18 protein-coding genes are annotated in these 16,548 nt (G+C 67.8%); 13 read left to right on the forward strand and 5 right to left on the reverse strand.

What is annotated here, in order from left to right:
• Window positions 1–33: 33 nt before the first annotated feature.
• A complete protein-coding gene (locus KQ910_RS14205) occupies window positions 34–180 on the reverse strand; it encodes a hypothetical protein (RefSeq protein WP_216961325.1) in 147 nt (48 codons plus the stop codon).
• An 88-nt stretch (window positions 181–268) separates the two neighbouring features.
• On the opposite strand from KQ910_RS14205, the gene KQ910_RS14210 reads away from it, so the two are divergent.
• A complete protein-coding gene (locus KQ910_RS14210; protein WP_216961339.1) occupies window positions 269–2,110 on the forward strand; it encodes a serine/threonine protein kinase in 1,842 nt (613 codons plus the stop codon).
• A 42-nt stretch (window positions 2,111–2,152) separates the two neighbouring features.
• A complete protein-coding gene (locus KQ910_RS14215; RefSeq protein ID WP_216961342.1) occupies window positions 2,153–3,208 on the forward strand; it encodes an oxygenase MpaB family protein in 1,056 nt (351 codons plus the stop codon).
• A gap of 28 nt (window positions 3,209–3,236) precedes the next feature.
• Here the strand turns inward: KQ910_RS14215 and KQ910_RS14220 are convergent, their stop codons facing one another.
• Window positions 3,237–3,821, reverse strand: a complete 585-nt coding sequence (locus KQ910_RS14220) for a hypothetical protein (RefSeq protein WP_216961345.1) — start codon at window positions 3,819–3,821, stop codon at window positions 3,237–3,239.
• Window positions 3,822–3,928: 107 nt separating this feature from the next.
• On the opposite strand from KQ910_RS14220, the gene KQ910_RS27230 reads away from it, so the two are divergent.
• The gene (locus KQ910_RS27230; RefSeq protein WP_216961348.1) at window positions 3,929–4,858 is read left to right on the forward strand and encodes an SAM-dependent methyltransferase; all 930 of its coding nucleotides are present in this window, start codon (window positions 3,929–3,931) and stop codon (window positions 4,856–4,858) included.
• Here KQ910_RS27230 and KQ910_RS14230 read toward each other — a convergent pair.
• Window positions 4,847–5,734, reverse strand: a complete 888-nt coding sequence (locus KQ910_RS14230; protein WP_216961352.1) for a LysR family transcriptional regulator — start codon at window positions 5,732–5,734, stop codon at window positions 4,847–4,849. The two genes, KQ910_RS27230 and KQ910_RS14230, sit on opposite strands and share 12 nt — an antisense overlap.
• 101 nt (window positions 5,735–5,835) lie before the next feature.
• Between KQ910_RS14230 and KQ910_RS14235 the strand changes: the two genes are divergently transcribed.
• A complete protein-coding gene (locus KQ910_RS14235) occupies window positions 5,836–6,249 on the forward strand; it encodes a cupin domain-containing protein (RefSeq protein ID WP_216961355.1) in 414 nt (137 codons plus the stop codon).
• Here the strand turns inward: KQ910_RS14235 and KQ910_RS14240 are convergent.
• The gene (locus KQ910_RS14240; protein WP_216961358.1) at window positions 6,246–7,160 is read right to left on the reverse strand and encodes a LysR substrate-binding domain-containing protein; all 915 of its coding nucleotides are present in this window, start codon (window positions 7,158–7,160) and stop codon (window positions 6,246–6,248) included. The two genes, KQ910_RS14235 and KQ910_RS14240, sit on opposite strands and share 4 nt — an antisense overlap.
• 107 nt (window positions 7,161–7,267) lie before the next feature.
• Between KQ910_RS14240 and KQ910_RS14245 the strand changes: the two genes are divergently transcribed.
• From KQ910_RS14245 to KQ910_RS14285, 9 genes are read left to right on the forward strand one after another with little or no spacing between them, the layout of a single operon-like run.
• Window positions 7,268–8,305 carry an ABC transporter substrate-binding protein gene (locus KQ910_RS14245; RefSeq protein WP_216961361.1) on the forward strand — a complete coding sequence of 346 codons (1,038 nt, stop codon included), beginning with the start codon at window positions 7,268–7,270 and terminating at the stop codon, window positions 8,303–8,305.
• A gap of 31 nt (window positions 8,306–8,336) precedes the next feature.
• Entirely contained in the window at window positions 8,337–8,975 is a 639-nt protein-coding gene (locus KQ910_RS14250) for a histidine phosphatase family protein (protein WP_216961364.1), read from the forward strand.
• On the forward strand, window positions 8,976–9,902 hold the full coding sequence (locus KQ910_RS14255; RefSeq protein ID WP_216961366.1) for an ABC transporter ATP-binding protein: 927 nt from the start codon (window positions 8,976–8,978) through the stop codon (window positions 9,900–9,902).
• Complete coding sequence (locus KQ910_RS14260) at window positions 9,899–10,750, forward strand: ABC transporter permease (RefSeq protein WP_369408338.1); 852 nt, start codon at window positions 9,899–9,901, stop codon at window positions 10,748–10,750. Before KQ910_RS14255 ends, KQ910_RS14260 begins: the two co-directional genes overlap by 4 nt.
• Window positions 10,747–11,556 (forward strand): ABC transporter permease, encoded by an 810-nt coding sequence (locus KQ910_RS14265; protein ID WP_068194280.1) that lies wholly within the window; start codon window positions 10,747–10,749, stop codon window positions 11,554–11,556. Before KQ910_RS14260 ends, KQ910_RS14265 begins: the two co-directional genes overlap by 4 nt.
• Complete coding sequence (locus KQ910_RS14270) at window positions 11,546–12,670, forward strand: NAD(P)/FAD-dependent oxidoreductase (RefSeq protein WP_216961369.1); 1,125 nt, start codon at window positions 11,546–11,548, stop codon at window positions 12,668–12,670. The genes KQ910_RS14265 and KQ910_RS14270 overlap by 11 nt, the downstream gene beginning before the upstream one ends.
• On the forward strand, window positions 12,651–12,944 hold the full coding sequence (locus KQ910_RS14275; protein WP_216961371.1) for a (2Fe-2S)-binding protein: 294 nt from the start codon (window positions 12,651–12,653) through the stop codon (window positions 12,942–12,944). Before KQ910_RS14270 ends, KQ910_RS14275 begins: the two co-directional genes overlap by 20 nt.
• Window positions 12,941–14,350 (forward strand): FAD/NAD(P)-dependent oxidoreductase, encoded by a 1,410-nt coding sequence (locus KQ910_RS14280; protein ID WP_216961374.1) that lies wholly within the window; start codon window positions 12,941–12,943, stop codon window positions 14,348–14,350. Before KQ910_RS14275 ends, KQ910_RS14280 begins: the two co-directional genes overlap by 4 nt.
• Before the next feature lies 1 nt (window position 14,351).
• Window positions 14,352–15,473: an NAD(P)/FAD-dependent oxidoreductase gene (locus KQ910_RS14285; protein ID WP_216961376.1), complete on the forward strand. Its 1,122-nt coding sequence runs from the start codon at window positions 14,352–14,354 to the stop codon at window positions 15,471–15,473.
• A 110-nt stretch (window positions 15,474–15,583) separates the two neighbouring features.
• Here KQ910_RS14285 and KQ910_RS14290 read toward each other — a convergent pair whose 3' ends face one another.
• On the reverse strand, window positions 15,584–16,531 hold the full coding sequence (locus tag KQ910_RS14290; protein WP_216961379.1) for a glutathione S-transferase family protein: 948 nt from the start codon (window positions 16,529–16,531) through the stop codon (window positions 15,584–15,586).
• Window positions 16,532–16,548: the final 17 nt, after the last annotated feature.

The raw sequence follows: 16,548 nt of genomic DNA on the forward strand, positions 1-16,548 counted from the left end.
TGTCGGGAGGTTAGCCCGGCGGATGGACGCTCGCTACAGGATCGTCCAGACGAAGCCGGCCATGACGATCAGGATGCCGGCCCCCAGGCCGAGCCAGATTCCGGCCGTCGGGACGCGGATTTCGGCTTGGCGAAGCGTGTGTTCGGCTGATTCGTCGAGGATCTTGAAGCCCTGCGCCACGGAAAACCTCGCTGACTGCAATTTCATCATGCAACCACCCGAGGAACGCCCGGCAGGTCCGGACGTTGCTTTGCGGGGCAGGAGTGAAATGCATATCCAGGACGACGATACCGGGCAGAAGCATGCCCGACCTGCGACCGCGCCGGAACCGGTCGTCGACTATGTCGCGCTCGCGCCGGGACGTGTCGTCGGCCGTTACCAAGTGCTGGAGGTGCTGGGGCAGGGTGGGTTCGGCATTACCTATCGCGTGCGAGATACGCAGCTCGACCGCGAAGTTGCTCTGAAGGAATACCTGCCGCCGGCTTTGGCGATCCGCCAGGACGGTGCCTCCGTGCTGCCGCGCTCCACCGAGATGGCCGAGGATTTTTCGTGGGGACGCGAGCGCTTCGTGGCGGAGGGCCGCACGCTCGCCGGTCTCCACGACGCGCCGGCCATCGTGAAGGTCTTCGATTTCATCGAGGCCAACGGCACGTCCTACATGGTGATGGAACTGGTCCGCGGCGGAACCCTGGAGGACAGGGTCAAGAACCGGGGGCCGCTTCAGCCGCACGAGGTCGATACGTTCCTGCCCCTGCTGCTCGAAGGGCTGCAGCAGGTTCATGCGACGGGCTTCCTGCATCGCGATATCAAGCCGGGCAACATCCTGTTGAGCGATGCGGGCGTGCCGACGCTGATCGATTTCGGCGCGGCGCGTCTGGCGATCGCCGGCCGCTCGTCGACCATGACGGCCATCTTCACGCCGGGCTTCGCCGCGCCCGAGCAGTTCACCACCGGCAAGCAGGGACCTTGGACGGATATCTACGGCCTGGCCGCGACCCTGCATCACGTCATCACCGGCAAGGCGCCACCCAGCGCCTTCGACCGGTTGCTGGAGGATACCTACCAGCCGCTGGCCGGCCTGCAGCTCATCGGCTACGCGCCGCAGTTGCTGGCCGGCATCGATGCGGGTCTCGCGATCCGCTTCGAGGAGCGGCCGCAGTCGATCGCCGCCTGGCGGGCGCTTCTCGGCGGGCCGATGGTGGATGCCAATACGACGGTGCTCATGCCGCCGCCGGTCGTCCCGTCCACGCCGCCGACACCTCCGACACCGCCGACACCTCCGACGCCTCCCAGCCCGCCCACGGCGCTGGCCGTCTCGCCGCGCCCCAGCCGCCGGCCGGCGGCAATCGCTGCACTGCTGATCGCGCTGCTGGGGCTGGCCGGCGGGTATTACTTCCTTGTCGGCGCGCGGCAGCCGTCGCCGCCTGTCGAAGCGGTGGCTACCGCACCCGCGACCATGCCCGCCACGGCACCGGAAATCGATTCGACCGTCATGGCGCGCGAAGGCGAGGAGGCGCTTCAACTCATCCCGGCCGATCGCCAGCGCATCCAGGCGGTGCTGACTTCGCTGGGCTACGACACGCGGGGGGCTGATGGCACCTTCGGTCAGCGCTCGCGGGAAATGATCGCGGCCTGGCAGAAGGCGAAGGGTCAGCCGGCAACCGGCTATCTCACGGCCGTCCAGATGCCTGCCCTGTTTCGCGAAGCGCCCATCCAGGCCGCGCCGGGCACGCGGGCAGGGGGGACGTCGCCGCCGCCGCAATCCGCGTCCGCCGCGCCGAGAGGCGCCGGCTCGCACGATGGCGTCTATGGCGGCGGCTTGTCGACCAGTGGCATGGCCGATCTGCCGGGTGTGGTGACGGCGGAGCTGAGCATTTCCGGGGACCGGCTGATCGGCAGGGTCATCCATCCTGGCTGCGGCGCCTCGTCGATCAGGCTTTCGGTGGCGGCGTCCGGCGAGATCAGCGGCAGCGGCCGGGTGTTCGAGAGCCAGGATTGCTCGATGGCGCCGTTCACGGCCACGGGCAGGGCCGCCGGCAACAGCGTCACGCTGGAAATGCGCACCACCGCCGGCGCGATACGGGGAAGCCTCAACCGACGCGGCGGCTAACGGCGCGTTGTCATTGTGGCGCCGCCATGGCAGAGGCTTGCCATGACCATGAGCCGTTTCCTGAATGGCGCCGAGGCTTCGCGCCAGTACGGGGTACTGGCCGGCCACTATGCCGCTTCCCTGATGTGGATCGACCCGCTGGCCGACGCCGCCGCGGACGCGTTGCGGCCCTTGGGGGAGTCGTGGTGGCCGATGGTCCTCAAGGCACTCGATGCAGGCGCCGGGACGATGCCGGACATGCCGCCGGCGCTGGCGGCGCTCCTTGCCGCGCTGCCGCCGGAGCCGACAGAAGATCAGTGGGCGGCGATGGAAATGGGCCGTGCCGCGATCGCACGCACCGGCAATTCAGCCGCGCTGATCATGCAATGCACGTCTCTGGTGATCGACGGCTGGTCGCCTCCGATGGGCACGTCCTCGCAGCAGGCGATCCGCCGGCTGGCCGAGACCGGCGACTGGTGGATCAAGCTTCACGCGCCGGATGGGCTGCGCCGCGGGGCCGAAGGGTACAAGGCCACGCTGCGCCTTCGCCTCAGCAATGCTTTCCGGCGCCGCGCCGTACGCGATACGGGTACGTGGGATCGGCGTGCCTTGGGAGAGCCCGTCAATCAGGACGATCTATTCGTTCAGGTATCGGCCTTCACCGCGGTGATGCTCGAGGGTCTGCACCGCATGGGCTATCGGCTGACGCAGGCGGAGAAGGACGGCTACTACGTCTTCTGGCGCCATGCCGCCGCCGTGCTGGGCCTGCACAAGACATGGCTCGGGATGATCGACGCCGAGCCGTGCGGCCAGTTCTGGAAAATGTGGCTGCTGGTCAATCCGTCGCCCAACACCCAGGCCCAGGCGCAGGCGAACCGGACGCTCGACGCATTCGCCCGGACAGGCGGCGGTGCCGCGTTCCTCGATCGCGCCCTCCTGTCGGGCATGACGCACTGGCTGTTGGGACGCGACGTCGCTCAGGGGCTGGGTATGCCGAACGGCCCGATGACGTATCTGCTGCCGGCGATCTATCCGCCGACCTCGTACCTGGCGCAACGACTCGGCGGAAGCCGCGAGCGACGCCTGACGCGGACGGTCGCGGCGCTGGCCCGATCCTAGCCAGCGCCGCTGCCTTCGTCTTGAGTTGTTACTTCTTCGGCGTAATCGCGACGATCAGGACCGACGTGTCGATGGCCGTGAGATTGTCACCGGTCTTGACCCGCGGAAGCTGCGCGCGGCCTTCCGCCGTCGCCGCCGTATAGGTCTGGACCTCGCCGCCGCTCGGATTGACGACCGAGATGGTGCCGGCCGAGGGGTTGACGCCCGTGACCCACCAGTTGGCGACGGTCTGCTCGGCCTTGGCGCCGGCGGCGCGGTTGCCTGACGAGGCGGCGGCGGTGACGCTGAGGTCGCGGTCGCGCGGCGTCTTCGCGTTCGGGCCGGAGAGCACGAAGGTGAGCTTGTTCTCGAATGCTGCCGAAACCAGGTCGCCGACCTTGCTGGTATCCATCTTCACGCCGGGGCTGACGCTCGAGGTCAGCGAACGGCCGGCGGGGCCCGTGAAGGTCACGGTGCGCTTGGCCGGATCGATGGCGGTGATGGTCGCGTCGATGGAATAGGTGGTGACCGTCGAGATACCGACGATCGGCTGGCCCTGCGCGAACGCAGCGCCGGCAGTGGTCGCGAGCGTGCCGGCGATGGCAGCGGTCATCAGGAATCGCTTGGTGAACATCAGTATCTCTCCTCCGTTGTGCAATTACGCTAGCATGAGGTTTGGCGGATTTTCCATCGCCGGCCTGTTACGTTGAGATTGAATATGATCAATCTTCGAGCCGCCGCGTGACCACCGCCTATCTTGCCGTCGAGAGCCAGGAGAACCAGCTGCGCGAGGAGCTGGCGCGCGACGGTGTCACGATCCAGGCCACGCATGGCCGCCTCCTGATGTCGGATTCGGCACCCGTCTCCGCCGCATGGGCAGCGAACATCTGGCACGACTGCGTCGAGCTGCCGGTCGCTTCGATCGGCACCGCGGCAAAGTCCTTGCGCGACATCCAGCGCAACTGGGCGATGTACGCGCCGCTCCATCACCGGCGCGCCGCGCTCATCCAGGAGAAGCTGCCCCATGTCTCCGCAAAGCCCGTGGTCTTTCCTGCTGCCGCACCCGTCGCGCCTCTGGGATCCTGGACGCTGCTTGCGCCCGACCGCATGCTCGCGGCCGCTTCGTGCAGTTCACCCTTCGCCAACGGCGAGGTCGAGCTTGTCGAGGACAAGGTCGGTCCGCCGAGCCGGGCCTATCTGAAACTGTGGGAGGCACTGGTGCGATTGCGCCGCTGGCCGCAGCCGGGCGAACGCTGCCTCGATCTCGGCGCTTCGCCGGGTGGCTGGACGTGGGTGCTGGCGCACCTCGGCGCCACTGTCGTCGCGGTCGACAAGGCACCGCTGGATCCGAGGATAGCCGCAATGCCGGGCGTCGAATGGCGGGGCGAGAGTGCGTTCGCACTCGATCCCTCGAGCGTCGGTCCGGTCGACTGGCTGTTTTCGGACGTGATCTGCTATCCGGCGCGGCTGCTGCGGCTGGTCGAGCGCTGGCGCGCGTCGCGACTGGTCCGGAACTTTGTCTGCACGATCAAGTTCCAGGGCGAGACCGATCACGAGACGGCGAGGGCCTTTGCCGCGATCCCGGGCGCGACGGTCCTGCATCTCCACTACAACAAGCACGAACTCACGTTCCTGCTGCCGCTGCAGCCGCCGGATCCGTTACCGCGATAGTCCACGGCTGCGCAGGTCGCGGACCGTGTGGTCGACGAAGGCGCGGATCTTCGGCGCGAGAAGGCGGTTGGTCGGATAGACGGCGTAGATGCCGCCCGAAGGGGTCTCATGGCTGGCGAGGACGCGGGCGAGCTGACCCGCCGCCAGCGCATCCGCGATCAGCCATTCCGGAATGGCGGCAAGTCCGAGGCCCGACAGCGCCGCCGCGCGCAACGCCTCGGAACTGTTGACGAGAAGACGGGGCTGGACCGCGATGGGCTCCGTTCCGATTCGCCAGGTGTCGCGCCAGGGGAGCGGCGCGAAGCCGATCAGCCGGTGGCCGAGAATGTCGCGCGGCATCCGGGGCGTGCCATGCTGGGCGAGATAGCCGGGGGCGGCGACGATGACGATGCGCGATGTCGCGATGCGGCGCACGACGAGGCTCGGCTCGGGTCTCTCAACGATCCGGATCGCGAGCTCGATGCCTTCCTCGACCAGCCGCAGCGCGGCGCTCCCGGCGATCAGCTCGACTTCGATCGTCGGATAGGCGGCGAGGAAAGCGGGCAGGCCGGGCACGATGTAGCGTTCGGCGAACCCGTCGGGGGCGGCAATGCGAAGCCTTCCGGCTGGCTCCTTCTGGGCGGCCTGGGCCTCGCTTCGCGCCTGCGCAAGATCGTCGAGCAACTTCCGGCAGTGTCGGTAGAAGGCGCTTCCGGCCTCGGTCGGACGCACGCGGCGCGTGGTGCGGTCGAGCAGGCGCACACCCATGCGTTCCTCGAGGGCGCGCACCGTCTCGCTCACCGACGACTTGGCGCTTTGCAACGCCTGGGCTGCTGCCGTGAAACTGCCGGTCTCCACGACGCGGGCGAAGGCTTCGATGCCGCTGAATGCTTCCATGCGTCATTGTTCGCCCAGTCGAACAATCTGTCCAGAACCACCCTCTGCCGTCGCGGCCGGGGCGCGCTTATCCATGGGGTGTCCCGACACTGGAGGAAACGATGAGCGAGAGACTTGATGTCCTGGGCGCCCCGATGATCGTCAAGGCCGACGGCGGCACCGTGGCGGCCTTCGTTGCCGACCACCCGATCCCGCCGGGCTATTTCGTACCACCGCACCGGCACGATAGCGACGACGAGATGTTGCTCGTCGTGGAGGGCGAGCTGACGCTGATCGGCGAAGCGGGTGAGAGCAAGGTCCAGGTGGGCGCGAGCGCGACCTTCATGCGCGGCGAGTTGCATGGGTTTCGCAACGATACGAACGGCACGGTGCGGCTGCTCGTCGTCGCCACGCCCGGCCTGCAGGCGGCAGAGATGTTCCGTCACTTCGACCGGGCGATGCGGGAAGCGGGCCAGCCGCTCGCGCCGCCGCAGATCGCGGCCATTGCCGGCGAGTATGGCGTCCAGTTCGGCTAGCGCCGGAGCAGGGGGCGCAGGAACGCTGTGATGTGGGCGCGGAAGCTGTCGATGAATTCACGCGCCACCGGGGGCGGCGTGCCTTGCGCGGCATAGAGGGCGGCGAACTCGAAATGGATGCGCGGCTCGAAGGGCCGCACGACGATGCCCCGGGTCGCGTATTCGGTCGCGGTGAAGGGATCGCACAGCGTCACGCCCGCGCCAGAGCCGGCGAGGGAGCAGGCGATCTCTGAGAGCGGTGTCTCGATGCGCATGACGCGGCGCACGCCATGATCAGCGAAGACGCGGTCGATGCGGAAGCGCGAGACCGAGGAGTGGCCCAGCGAGATGAAGCTCTCGCCCTCGAAGTCGGCCGGCCGCAGCCGCTTCTTGCGCGCCAGCGGATGATCCTGCGGCAACACCGCCATGTAGGGGGCGGGTGGCATTCGTTCGAGCCGCACGGCCGCGTGCTCGATCGAGCCTTCGGCGAAGCCGAGATCGCTCTGGCCCTGGGCGACGGCCGTGACGACGGCGTGCGACACCAGCCCTGACAGGACGAGGTCGAGCTTGGGGCGCGCCACCAGATAGCGTCCGGCGAACCGCGGCAGGAAACCGTTGGCCAGCGCCGGCAAGGCGGCGATGCGCAGGAACCCGGCCCGTCGCGTGCGCAGCTCGTCGGCCATTTGCGCAATGCGTTCCAGGCCCACGAAGGCCCGCTCGACCTCGGCGTAGAGAGAGAGCGCTTCGCTGGTCGGCACCAGTCCCGTGCCCCGGCGCTCGAACAGGGTGAGGCCAAGCTGCTGCTGCAGGTCGCGGATCATCCGGCTGACCGCGGGCTGGGTGACGTTGATCAGCTTCGCGGCCATGCCGACGCCGCCGGTCAGTACCACGGCGCGGAAGGCTTCGATCTGGCGTGGATTGAGGCTGCGCACGGCCTTTCATAACATTTGGCTATGAAGCTTGGCAGAAAATTGGATTTGACGCCGTGGGCTGCGGCATAAAACACTGATTGCAGGGGAACTCAGGAACGGAGGGGGCAATGACCCGTTTGGCACGCTTCGGCGCAATCGCCGGTCTGGCTTTGTTGGCGGGCTCGCTGCCCGCGCTCGCGCAGCAGAAAACGCTCACCGTCGCGGCCTATGGCGGCGTCTGGGACAGCCATCTGCGCAAGGAGGTCTTTCCCGAGTTCGAGAAAAAGCACGGCGTGAAGGTCGAGTACGTCGCCGGCAACTCCACGGACACGCTGGCCAAGCTGCAGGCCCAGAAGGGCAACCAGGTGATCGACGTCGCCATCATGGACGACGGAGTCATGTACCAGGCGATCAAGCTCGGCTTCTGCAGCACCATCGAGGGCATGGACAAGAGCGAGCTCTATCCCGCCGCGCTGTTCAAGGACGACAAGGCGGTCGCGGTCGGCCAGACCGGCACCGGCTTCATGGTCAACACCAAGGTCTTCAAGGAGAAGGGCTGGCCGATCCCGACTTCTTGGAACGACCTCAAGGATCCGAAGTTCAAGAAGCAGCTTGTGATCCCGCCGATCAACAACACCTACGGGCTCTACACGCTGATGATGTACGCCCGCATGAACGGCGGCGGCGAGAAGAACATCGAACCGGGCTTCAAGGTCATGAAGGCCGACATCAATCCCAACGTGCTGGTCTATGAACCCTCGCCGGGCAAGATGACGGAGCTCTTCCAGTCCGGTCAGGCCAACATCGCCGTCTGGGGCACCGGCCGCGTGCAGGCGTTCGCCAACACCGGCTTCCCGGTCGATTTCATCTACCCGAAGGAAGGCGCACCGATCCTGCTCGCCTCGGCCTGCCCGGTCGCCAAGGCCTCGGTCAATCCGCTGGCCCACGAGATGATCAAGCTGCTGGTGTCGGCGCCGGTGCAGACGGGCATGGCGAAGGAGATGGGCAACGGTCCGGTCAACACCAAGGTCGACGTCAACATGCCGGAGCTGAAGATGGCGCCGGTGGGCGAGCGTGCGAAGCTGATCATCGCGCCCGACTGGGACGCGATCAACGCGCAGCGCGACGACTGGACCAAGCGCTGGAACCGCGAGGTCGAGCGCTGATCTGCCCGAGAAGATTGGCGAGAGGCCGGTCGTGCATCATCCCGTCTATGTGTTTCGCCACGGCGAGACCGTCTGGAACGCCGAGAAGCGCGCACAAGGCGTTCTGGACTCACCACTGACCGAAGCGGGCCGTGAACAGGCCCGCGCCATGGGGCGGGCCCTGGCTCGAGAGCTGCGGGCCGCGGGGCATGCGCCCGCCGACGTCATCGTGCGGTCGAGCCCACTCGGCCGCGTGCGTGAAACGCTGGCGCTGGCTGCCGAAGAGGCGGGCCTGACGCATCACGAAGAATCGTTCGACGATCGTCTGCGAGAGATGAGCTGGGGCGATTGGGACGGGCTGACCGGGCCTGAGATCGAGGCGCGCTGGCCCGGCGCGATGGCAGCGCGGCGGCTTGATCGCTGGACCTACGAGCCGCCCGGCGGCGAGAACTACATCATGGCCGTCGCGCGCGCGCAGGCGGCGCTGGACGATATCGCGGCGCTGGCGATGGAGAGACCGGTCGCCGTGTTCGCGCACGGCGCCATCGGTCGGGTGCTGCGCGGGCTGTTCCTGCGCGCGGCCGAAGCCGAGATCCTGGACATGGACCAGCCGCAGGACGCCTTCTACAGGCTGCATCGCGAGACGATGGCGCGCATCGCCGCGCACGACACGGCACAAGGAGCGGTCTAGGTGGCGTTCCTCGAACTCGAAAAGCTCACCAAGTCGTTCGGCAGTCACAATGCCGTCGATGGACTGACGCTCGGTGTCGAGAAGGGCGAGTTCGTGGCCCTGCTGGGTCCCTCGGGCTGCGGCAAGACCACGACGCTGCAGATGATCGCGGGTTTCGTCGAGCCGACCTCCGGCGCGATCCGGCTCGGCGGCAAGGACCTGCTGGCAATGAAGCCGGCGAAGCGCGGTCTCGGCATTGTCTTCCAGAGCTATGCGCTCTTCCCGCACATGACGGTGGCGGAGAATGTCGGCTTCGGGCTCGAGATGCAGGGCGTCGCCGCCGCCGAGCGCAAGACGCGGGTGGGCGAGACGCTCGAGCTGGTGGGGCTCGGCGCCTTCACGGCGCGCTTCCCCCGCCAGATGTCGGGCGGCCAGCAGCAGCGTGTCGCGCTGGCCCGCGCGCTGGTGATCCGCCCGCAGGTGCTGCTGCTCGACGAGCCGCTCTCCAACCTCGACGCCAAGCTGCGCGAGGGCATGCAGATCGAACTGCGCCAGATCCAGCGCACGGTCGGCACGACCACCATCCTGGTGACGCACGACCAGGCCGAGGCGATGGCACTGTCGGACCGGATCGTGGTGATGAACCAGGGCAAGGCCGAGCAGATCGGACCGCCGCACGAGGCCTATGAGCGGCCGGCGACACCCTTCGTCGCCAACTTCCTCGGCAAGACCAACCTCGTGAACGGCGCGACCGTTCGCCCCGAGCGCATCTCCTTCGCTCCTGCCGGCCTCGCCGGCACGGTGCGCACGCGCATCTTCCAGGGCAATCACTGGCTCTACCAGATCGAAACCGCGTCGGGTCTCGTGACGGTCATTCGCCAGAACACCGGCGAGGCGATGCCGGGCGAGGGCGATGCCGTGCATCTCGCCTGGGAAGGGCGCGCGTGAAGGCCGCGCCGTATCTGCTTTGCCTTCCCGCGCTGGTTCTGTTCGCCGGCGTGGTGATCGTGCCGCTCGGCATGACCGTGCTTCTCTCGTTCCACGACTGGGGTCAGTACAAGGGCATCGAGCCGGTCTTCATCCTGAAGAACTGGCAGGAGGTGCTGGGCGATTCGTACTTCCACGAGATGTTCGCCCGCACCTTCCGCATCGCCTTCTTCGTGACGCTGCTGGCGGCGGTGTTCGGCGCGCCCGAGGCCTACATCCTGAACCGCATGCGCAGCCCGTGGCGAGGCATCTTCCTGCTGGTGATCCTGGGCCCGCTGCTGATCTCCGTGGTCGCGCGCACGCTGGGCTGGGCGCTGCTGTTCGGCGGCAACTCGGGCCTGGTGAACAAGGCGCTGATGGGCATGGGTCTCATCTCCGCGCCGCTGCCCTTCATGTTCACCGAGACCGGCATCGTGATCGCGTTGGCGCATGTGCTGATGCCCTACATGGTGCTGGCCGTCTGGGCCTCGCTGCAGCGCCTCGATCCGCAGATCGAGAACGCGGCGGTGGCGCTGGGGGCGGGGCCGTTCACCGTACTGCGGCGCATCGTGCTGCCGCAGGTCATGCCGGGCATCCTGTCGGGTGCGGTCATCGTCTTCGCACTGGCCGCCAGTGCGTTCGCGACGCCCGCGATCATCGGCGGTCGTCGTCTCAAGGTCGCTTCGACCCTGGCCTACGACGAGTTCCTGAACACGCTCAACTGGCCGCTGGGCGCGGCCGTCGCGGTGTTGTTGCTGGCGGCGCTGGTCGCGATCATCTGGGGCACCAACCGGCTCGTCGAGCGGCGTTACGCGCAGGTGTTTGCATGAGCCGCAACGGCCCTCTCGCGCTCGCCTACCACACGCTGTTCGTCGCCTTCATGCTGGCGCCGATCCTGGTCGTCTGTTTCGTGGCCTTCACGCCCGAGGGATATCTCTCGTTCCCGACCGACCGCTGGTCGCTGCGCTGGTTCTACGCCATCGCGCGCTACCCCGAGTTCGTTTCCGCCTTCTGGCGCAGCCTGTGGCTCGGCGCGATCTCCTCGGCGATCGCGGTGGCGATCTCGGTGCCGGCGGCGCTGGCCATAGCGCGCTACCGCTTTCCCGGCCGCGAGGCGATGACGGCGCTCTTCATGTCGCCGCTGATGATCCCGCATCTCGTGCTCGGCATCGCCTTCCTGCGGTTCTTCACCCAAATCGGGCTTGGCGGCACCTTCGCCGGCCTCGTGCTGTCGCACATCGTCGTCGTGCTGCCGTTCGCGCTGCGCCTCACGCTCGCCTCCGCGGTCGGGCTCGACCGCTCGATCGAGCACGCGGCCGTGTCGCTCGGCGCCAGCGAGAGCGTCGTCCTGCGCCGCATCACGCTGCCGCTTGTGCTGCCCGGCCTCGTGAGCGGCTGGGCACTGGCCTTCATCAATTCCTTCGACGAGCTCACGATGACGGTTTTCATCGCCGCGCCCGGCACCGAGACGCTGCCGGTCCGCATGTTTCTCTACATCCAGGACAATATCGATCCGCTGGTGACGTCGGTGTCGGCCTGCGTGATCGCCGTTACCGTCGTGGCGCTCGTGATCCTGGACCGCGCCTTCGGCCTGGAGCGCATGCTCGTAGGAAGGAGCGCCAGCCATGGCCGGTGAAGAGTACGATGTCGCGGTCGTGGGCGGCGGCCTGGTCGGCGTCGCCACCGCCTGGGGCCTGGCGCGCGAGGGCTGCAAGGTCGTCGTGCTCGACGAGGGCGACCGCGCGGTGCGTGCCAGCCGCGGCAACTTCGCGCTGGTCTGGGTCCAGAGCAAAGGGCTGGGCCTCGCGCCCTATGCCGGCTGGACCATCCGTTCGTCCCACGCCTGGCGCGGCTTCTCGGACCTGCTGAAGCAGGAGACCGGCCTCGACGTCTCGTTCCAGCGGCCCGGCGGCTTCCATCTCTGCCTGTCGGAGAAAGAGCTGGAGGCGCGCGCCAACATATTGAAGCGCCTCCACAATCAGCCCGGTATCCTCGACTACAAGACCGAGATCCTGACCCACGACCAAGTGAAGGCGATGTTGCCCGACATCGGCCCGGAAGTCGTGGGCGGCAGCTTCTGCGAACTCGACGGGCACGTGAATTCGCTGCGCCTGTTCCGCACCCTGCACACGGCGCTCAACGCACGCGGCGTCACCTATCTGCCGAGCCATCGCGTCGAGAACATCACGAAGGAGGGCGGCGAGTTCCGGCTCACGACACCGCACGGCGAGATCCGCGCCGCCAAGGTCGCGCTGGCGGCGGGTAACGCCAACATGCGGCTGGCCCCGATGGTCGGGCTCGAAGCGCCGATGCGGCCCGAGCGCGGCCAAATCGTCGTCACCGAGCGGCTGCGGCCCTTCCTCAACCATCCCGTCGTCACCCTGCGCCAGACCGACGAGGGCACGGTGATGATCGGCGATTCCAAAGAGGAGAGCGTCGATCCGAGCGGCCTCACGATCGGCGTCAGCGCCACCGAGGCCGAACGCGCGGTGCGCCAGTTCCCGCTGCTGGCCAACGTCAACGTGGTGCGCACCTGGAGTGCGATCCGCGTCATGACGCAGGACGGTTTCCCGATCTACGACGAGTCGAAGACCCATCCCGGCGCCTTCACCGTGTGCTGCCATTCGGGCGTCACCCTGGCCGCCAATCACGCGCTCACCATCGCACCCATGATCGCCCGCGGTGCGCTCGACGCCTCGCTCGTCGCTTCCTTCAGTGCCCGGAGGTTCCATGTTCAAGCGGCTGGCTGACAGCAGCCCTTCCGTCGGCATCGTTGTCGACGGCAAACCCTTGAGCGCGCGGGCCGGTGACACGGTCGCCGCTGCGCTGCTCGCCGCCGGCATCGGCCACTGCCGCACCACGCCGGTCACCGGCGCGCAACGGGCGCCCTATTGCCTGATGGGCGTGTGCTTCGACTGCCTCGTCACCATCGACGGCGTCGGCAGCCGACAGGGCTGCCTGATCCCGGTGCGCGAGGGCATGAAGGTGGAGACCCAGCTGGGTCGCCGGGAGGCGGGACGATGACTGAAGCCGCCGACCTCGCATCGTCGTACGAACTCGTCGTCATCGGCGGAGGTCCTGCCGGACTTGCAGCCGCTGCGTTGGCGGCGCGGGCCGGCGTGTCGACCGTGCTGTTCGACGAGAATCCTGGGGTCGGGGGTCAGATCTACCGCGCCATCACCACGACGCCCGTGAAGGACCGCGCGATCCTGGGTGAGGATTACTGGGATGGCGCGACGCTCGCCGACGAGGCGAAGGCCAGCGGCGCGCTAATCGTGAACGGCGCCACGGTGTGGAGCCTTGACCGGCAGCGCCTCGTCGGCGTCTCGCTCGGTGGCAAGGCGCGCCTGATCGAGGCCGGCCGCGTCATCATCGCCACCGGCTCTCAGGAGCGGCCGTTCCCCATTCCCGGCTGGACCCTGCCGGGCGTCATGACGGCGGGCGGCGCGCAGACTGCGCTGAAGGCGCAAGGGCTGGTCGCGTCGGGACGCACCGTGCTGGCAGGAAATGGGCCGCTGCTCTGGCTGCTGGCGGCGCAGACGCTGCGCGCTGGTGGGAAGATCGACGCCATCCTCGACACCACGCCGCGCCGCAACTGGCTGCAGGCGATGTTCCACCTGCCCGACTTCGCGCTGTCGCCCTACTTCGGCAAGGGACTGGCGCTCCTGAAGGAGGTTCGCGCCAAGGTGGCGATCCATCGCGCCGACACGATCGAGGCGGTGGGCACCGACCGGGTGCGCGAAGTCGTCTTCTCCGGCTCCGGTGGCACGAAGCGCTTGCCGGTCGACCTGCTGCTGCTGCACCAGGGCGTCGTGCCCAACGTCAATCTCGCCAATGCGGCTGGCGTGGCGCACGAGTGGAACGATCGCCAGCTCTGCTTCGTGCCGGTGCTCGACGCGGATTTCGGCAGCTCGGTGCCCGGGATCGCCGTGGCGGGTGACGGCGCCGGTATTGCAGGTGGCACCGCTGCCGCCGAGAGAGGCCGCATCGCCGCGATCGCCGCGGTGCGTGCGCTCAAGCCCGATTCCGTCGTGCCGGATACGCAGGCGATCCGCCAGAGCCTGCAGCGCGAGGAGATGGGCCGTTCCTTCCTCGACTGGCTGAATCGCCCCTCCGAGTCGTTCCGCCAGCCCGTGGGCGATACGATCGCCTGCCGCTGCGAGGAGGTGACGGCAAAGCAGGTGCGTGACACCGCGAAGATGGGCTGCGAGGGCCCGAACCAGATGAAGGCCTTCCTGCGCTGCGGCATGGGCCCGTGCCAGGGCCGACTCTGCGGCCTCACCGTCACCGAGCTGATCGCGGCCGAGCGCAAGTCGACACCCGACGAGGTCGGCTACTACCGGCTGCGTCCACCGGTGAAGCCGATCACCCTGGCGGAGCTTGCATCGCTGCCGATCAGCGAGGCCGAGCGCAAGGCTGTGGAGCGCTAGGATGGCCCGCACGGCCGATGTCGTGATCATCGGCGGCGGCATTCATGGCTGCTCCACAGCGCTGCATCTGGCGCTGCGCGGCCTGAAGCCAATCCTGATCGAGAAGGACTATGCCGGGCGTCATGCCTCGGGCGTGAACGCGGGCGGCGTGCGCCAACTCGCGCGCGACATTCACGAGATCCCGCTGTCGATCTCCTCGATGGACATCTGGGAGCGCATCGAGGAGCTGGTCGGTGACGATTGCGGCTTCGATGCCCATGGCACCGTGCTGGTGGCCGAGAGCGAGTCCGAGCTGGCGGGATTCCGCGAGCGGGTCGACGACCTCAACCTGCGCGGCTTCGGGCACGAGGAGCTGATCGACGGCGCCGAACTGCGCCGCCTCGTGCCGGCCGTGTCCGAGCATTGTCCCGGCGGCGTGGTCTCGCGCCGCGACGGCGCCGCCGATCCCTTTCGCACGACGCAGGCGTTTCGCCGTCGTGCCGTCGAGAAGGGCGCGGAGGTGATCGAGGGCGTGACCGTCACGGGGCTGTCGCGCAGCGGCGCCAACTGGCGGGTCGAGACGAGCGCGGGAGACTTCGAGGCGCCGAAGATCGTGAACGCCGCCGGCGCCTGGGCCGACCGGATCGCCGCAATGCTGGGCGAGCCGGTGCCTCTCACTGTGGTGGCGCCGATGCTGATGGTGACCAGCCGGCTGCCGGCCTTCATCAAGCCGGTCGTCATCCTTCGCGGCCGCAAGCTCTCTTTCAAGCAGCTCGGGAACGGCACCGTGGTGATCGGTGGCGGGCATCTCTCGACGCCCTATCGCGACAGCAACGAGACGGTGCTCGACTGGGAAAAGCTTGCGATCAGCGCGCGCACCGTCTGGGAACTGTTCCCCGCGATGCACGAGGCCACTATTGTACGCGCCTGGGCCGGCATCGAAGCCTATATGCCGGACGGTATCCCCGTGGTCGGCAAGAGTTCGACGTCGGACGGAATCTTCCACCAGTTCGGCTTCTCGACCCACGGCTTCCAGTTGGGGCCGGGCACCGGCGCGATGATGGCCGAGCTGGTGGCTACCGGTTCGACCAACACGCCGATCGATGGGCTCGGTATCGAGCGGTTTCAGGTGAAGCAGAAGTAAAGGTCCCTCGCTGACGCTCGGGATGACAATTCTGGCGGAATAACGGATGTGCGCCGACGCACTACGGTACGGCCGACAATGTTGTCATCCTGAGCGTCAGCGAGGGACCCTTAGCGGGCCACGCGCCAGTCGTAGCCGAGGCGCGGGAAGTGCACCGCGATCTGGCCGACTTCGTCGTTCTCGTGCAGGAGTGCAATCTCGTCGGCGTCGATAAAATGGACCTCGCCCTCGATCCAGTCCCTGGCGTTGTCGGAGGCGCGCACGCGGGCGCGCTGGCCGGGCAGGGGATCGCCCTCCTGCGGTTGCGAAGAACGCGGCGCTGCCGGCGTCGCGGCGCGCGCCTCGGCCAGCGCTTCGTCGGCATCGATGTCGATGCGGGTGCCGTGGCCGATCGCGGCCATTCGGTCGCGCCAGGCCAGCAGGCGGGGATAGGCGTTCAGCACCTGGCGGCAGTCGATGTGGCGGCCGCGGAAGAACCAGACGACGTGATAGGTCGCGAAATCGGCGATGCAGGGCGTGTCGCCCAGCAGGTATGGCCGTCCGTCCGCCAGCATGTCGGCGATCCATTTGACCTGCGGCCGCACGAGCTGGAGGTTGCGATAGGCGGCCTTGCGCACCGCCTCGATCGAAGGCTGCGGCAGCCCGTGCAGCTTGGCGCGATCGGCATGCAGCCCCTCGGGCATGTGGTCGGCATTGATGCCTGAGACGTAGAGCGCCGTTGGGCGCATGAACTGCTGCTCGGCCCACCAGGCGATGGCTTCCGCCGCGCCCGCGGTCTTCGCCGGGTAGAAGGTCGGCGCCAGGCTGCGCCGTTCCAGCTCCTGCGCGATCAGCTTTGTGTCGCACCAGACGTCGGCGCCATCCTGCAGCACGGGCGTGCGGCGATAGCCGCCGGTCAGCGGCGTGAGCTTGGGTTTGGGGGCGATAGGTGGGATTTCGACGGCGCGCCAGGTCAAGCCCTTGAGGCCCATCATCAGGCGTGCCTTTTCGGCGAAGTTCGAGAAATCGTACTGGTGCAGGATCAGGGTTTTCGGAGGCTCAACGCTTTGTGGCGACACGAGGGGAACGTCTCCTC

This window comes from Reyranella humidisoli, from assembly GCF_019039055.1.
Taxonomy (GTDB): domain Bacteria; phylum Pseudomonadota; class Alphaproteobacteria; order Reyranellales; family Reyranellaceae; genus Reyranella; species Reyranella humidisoli.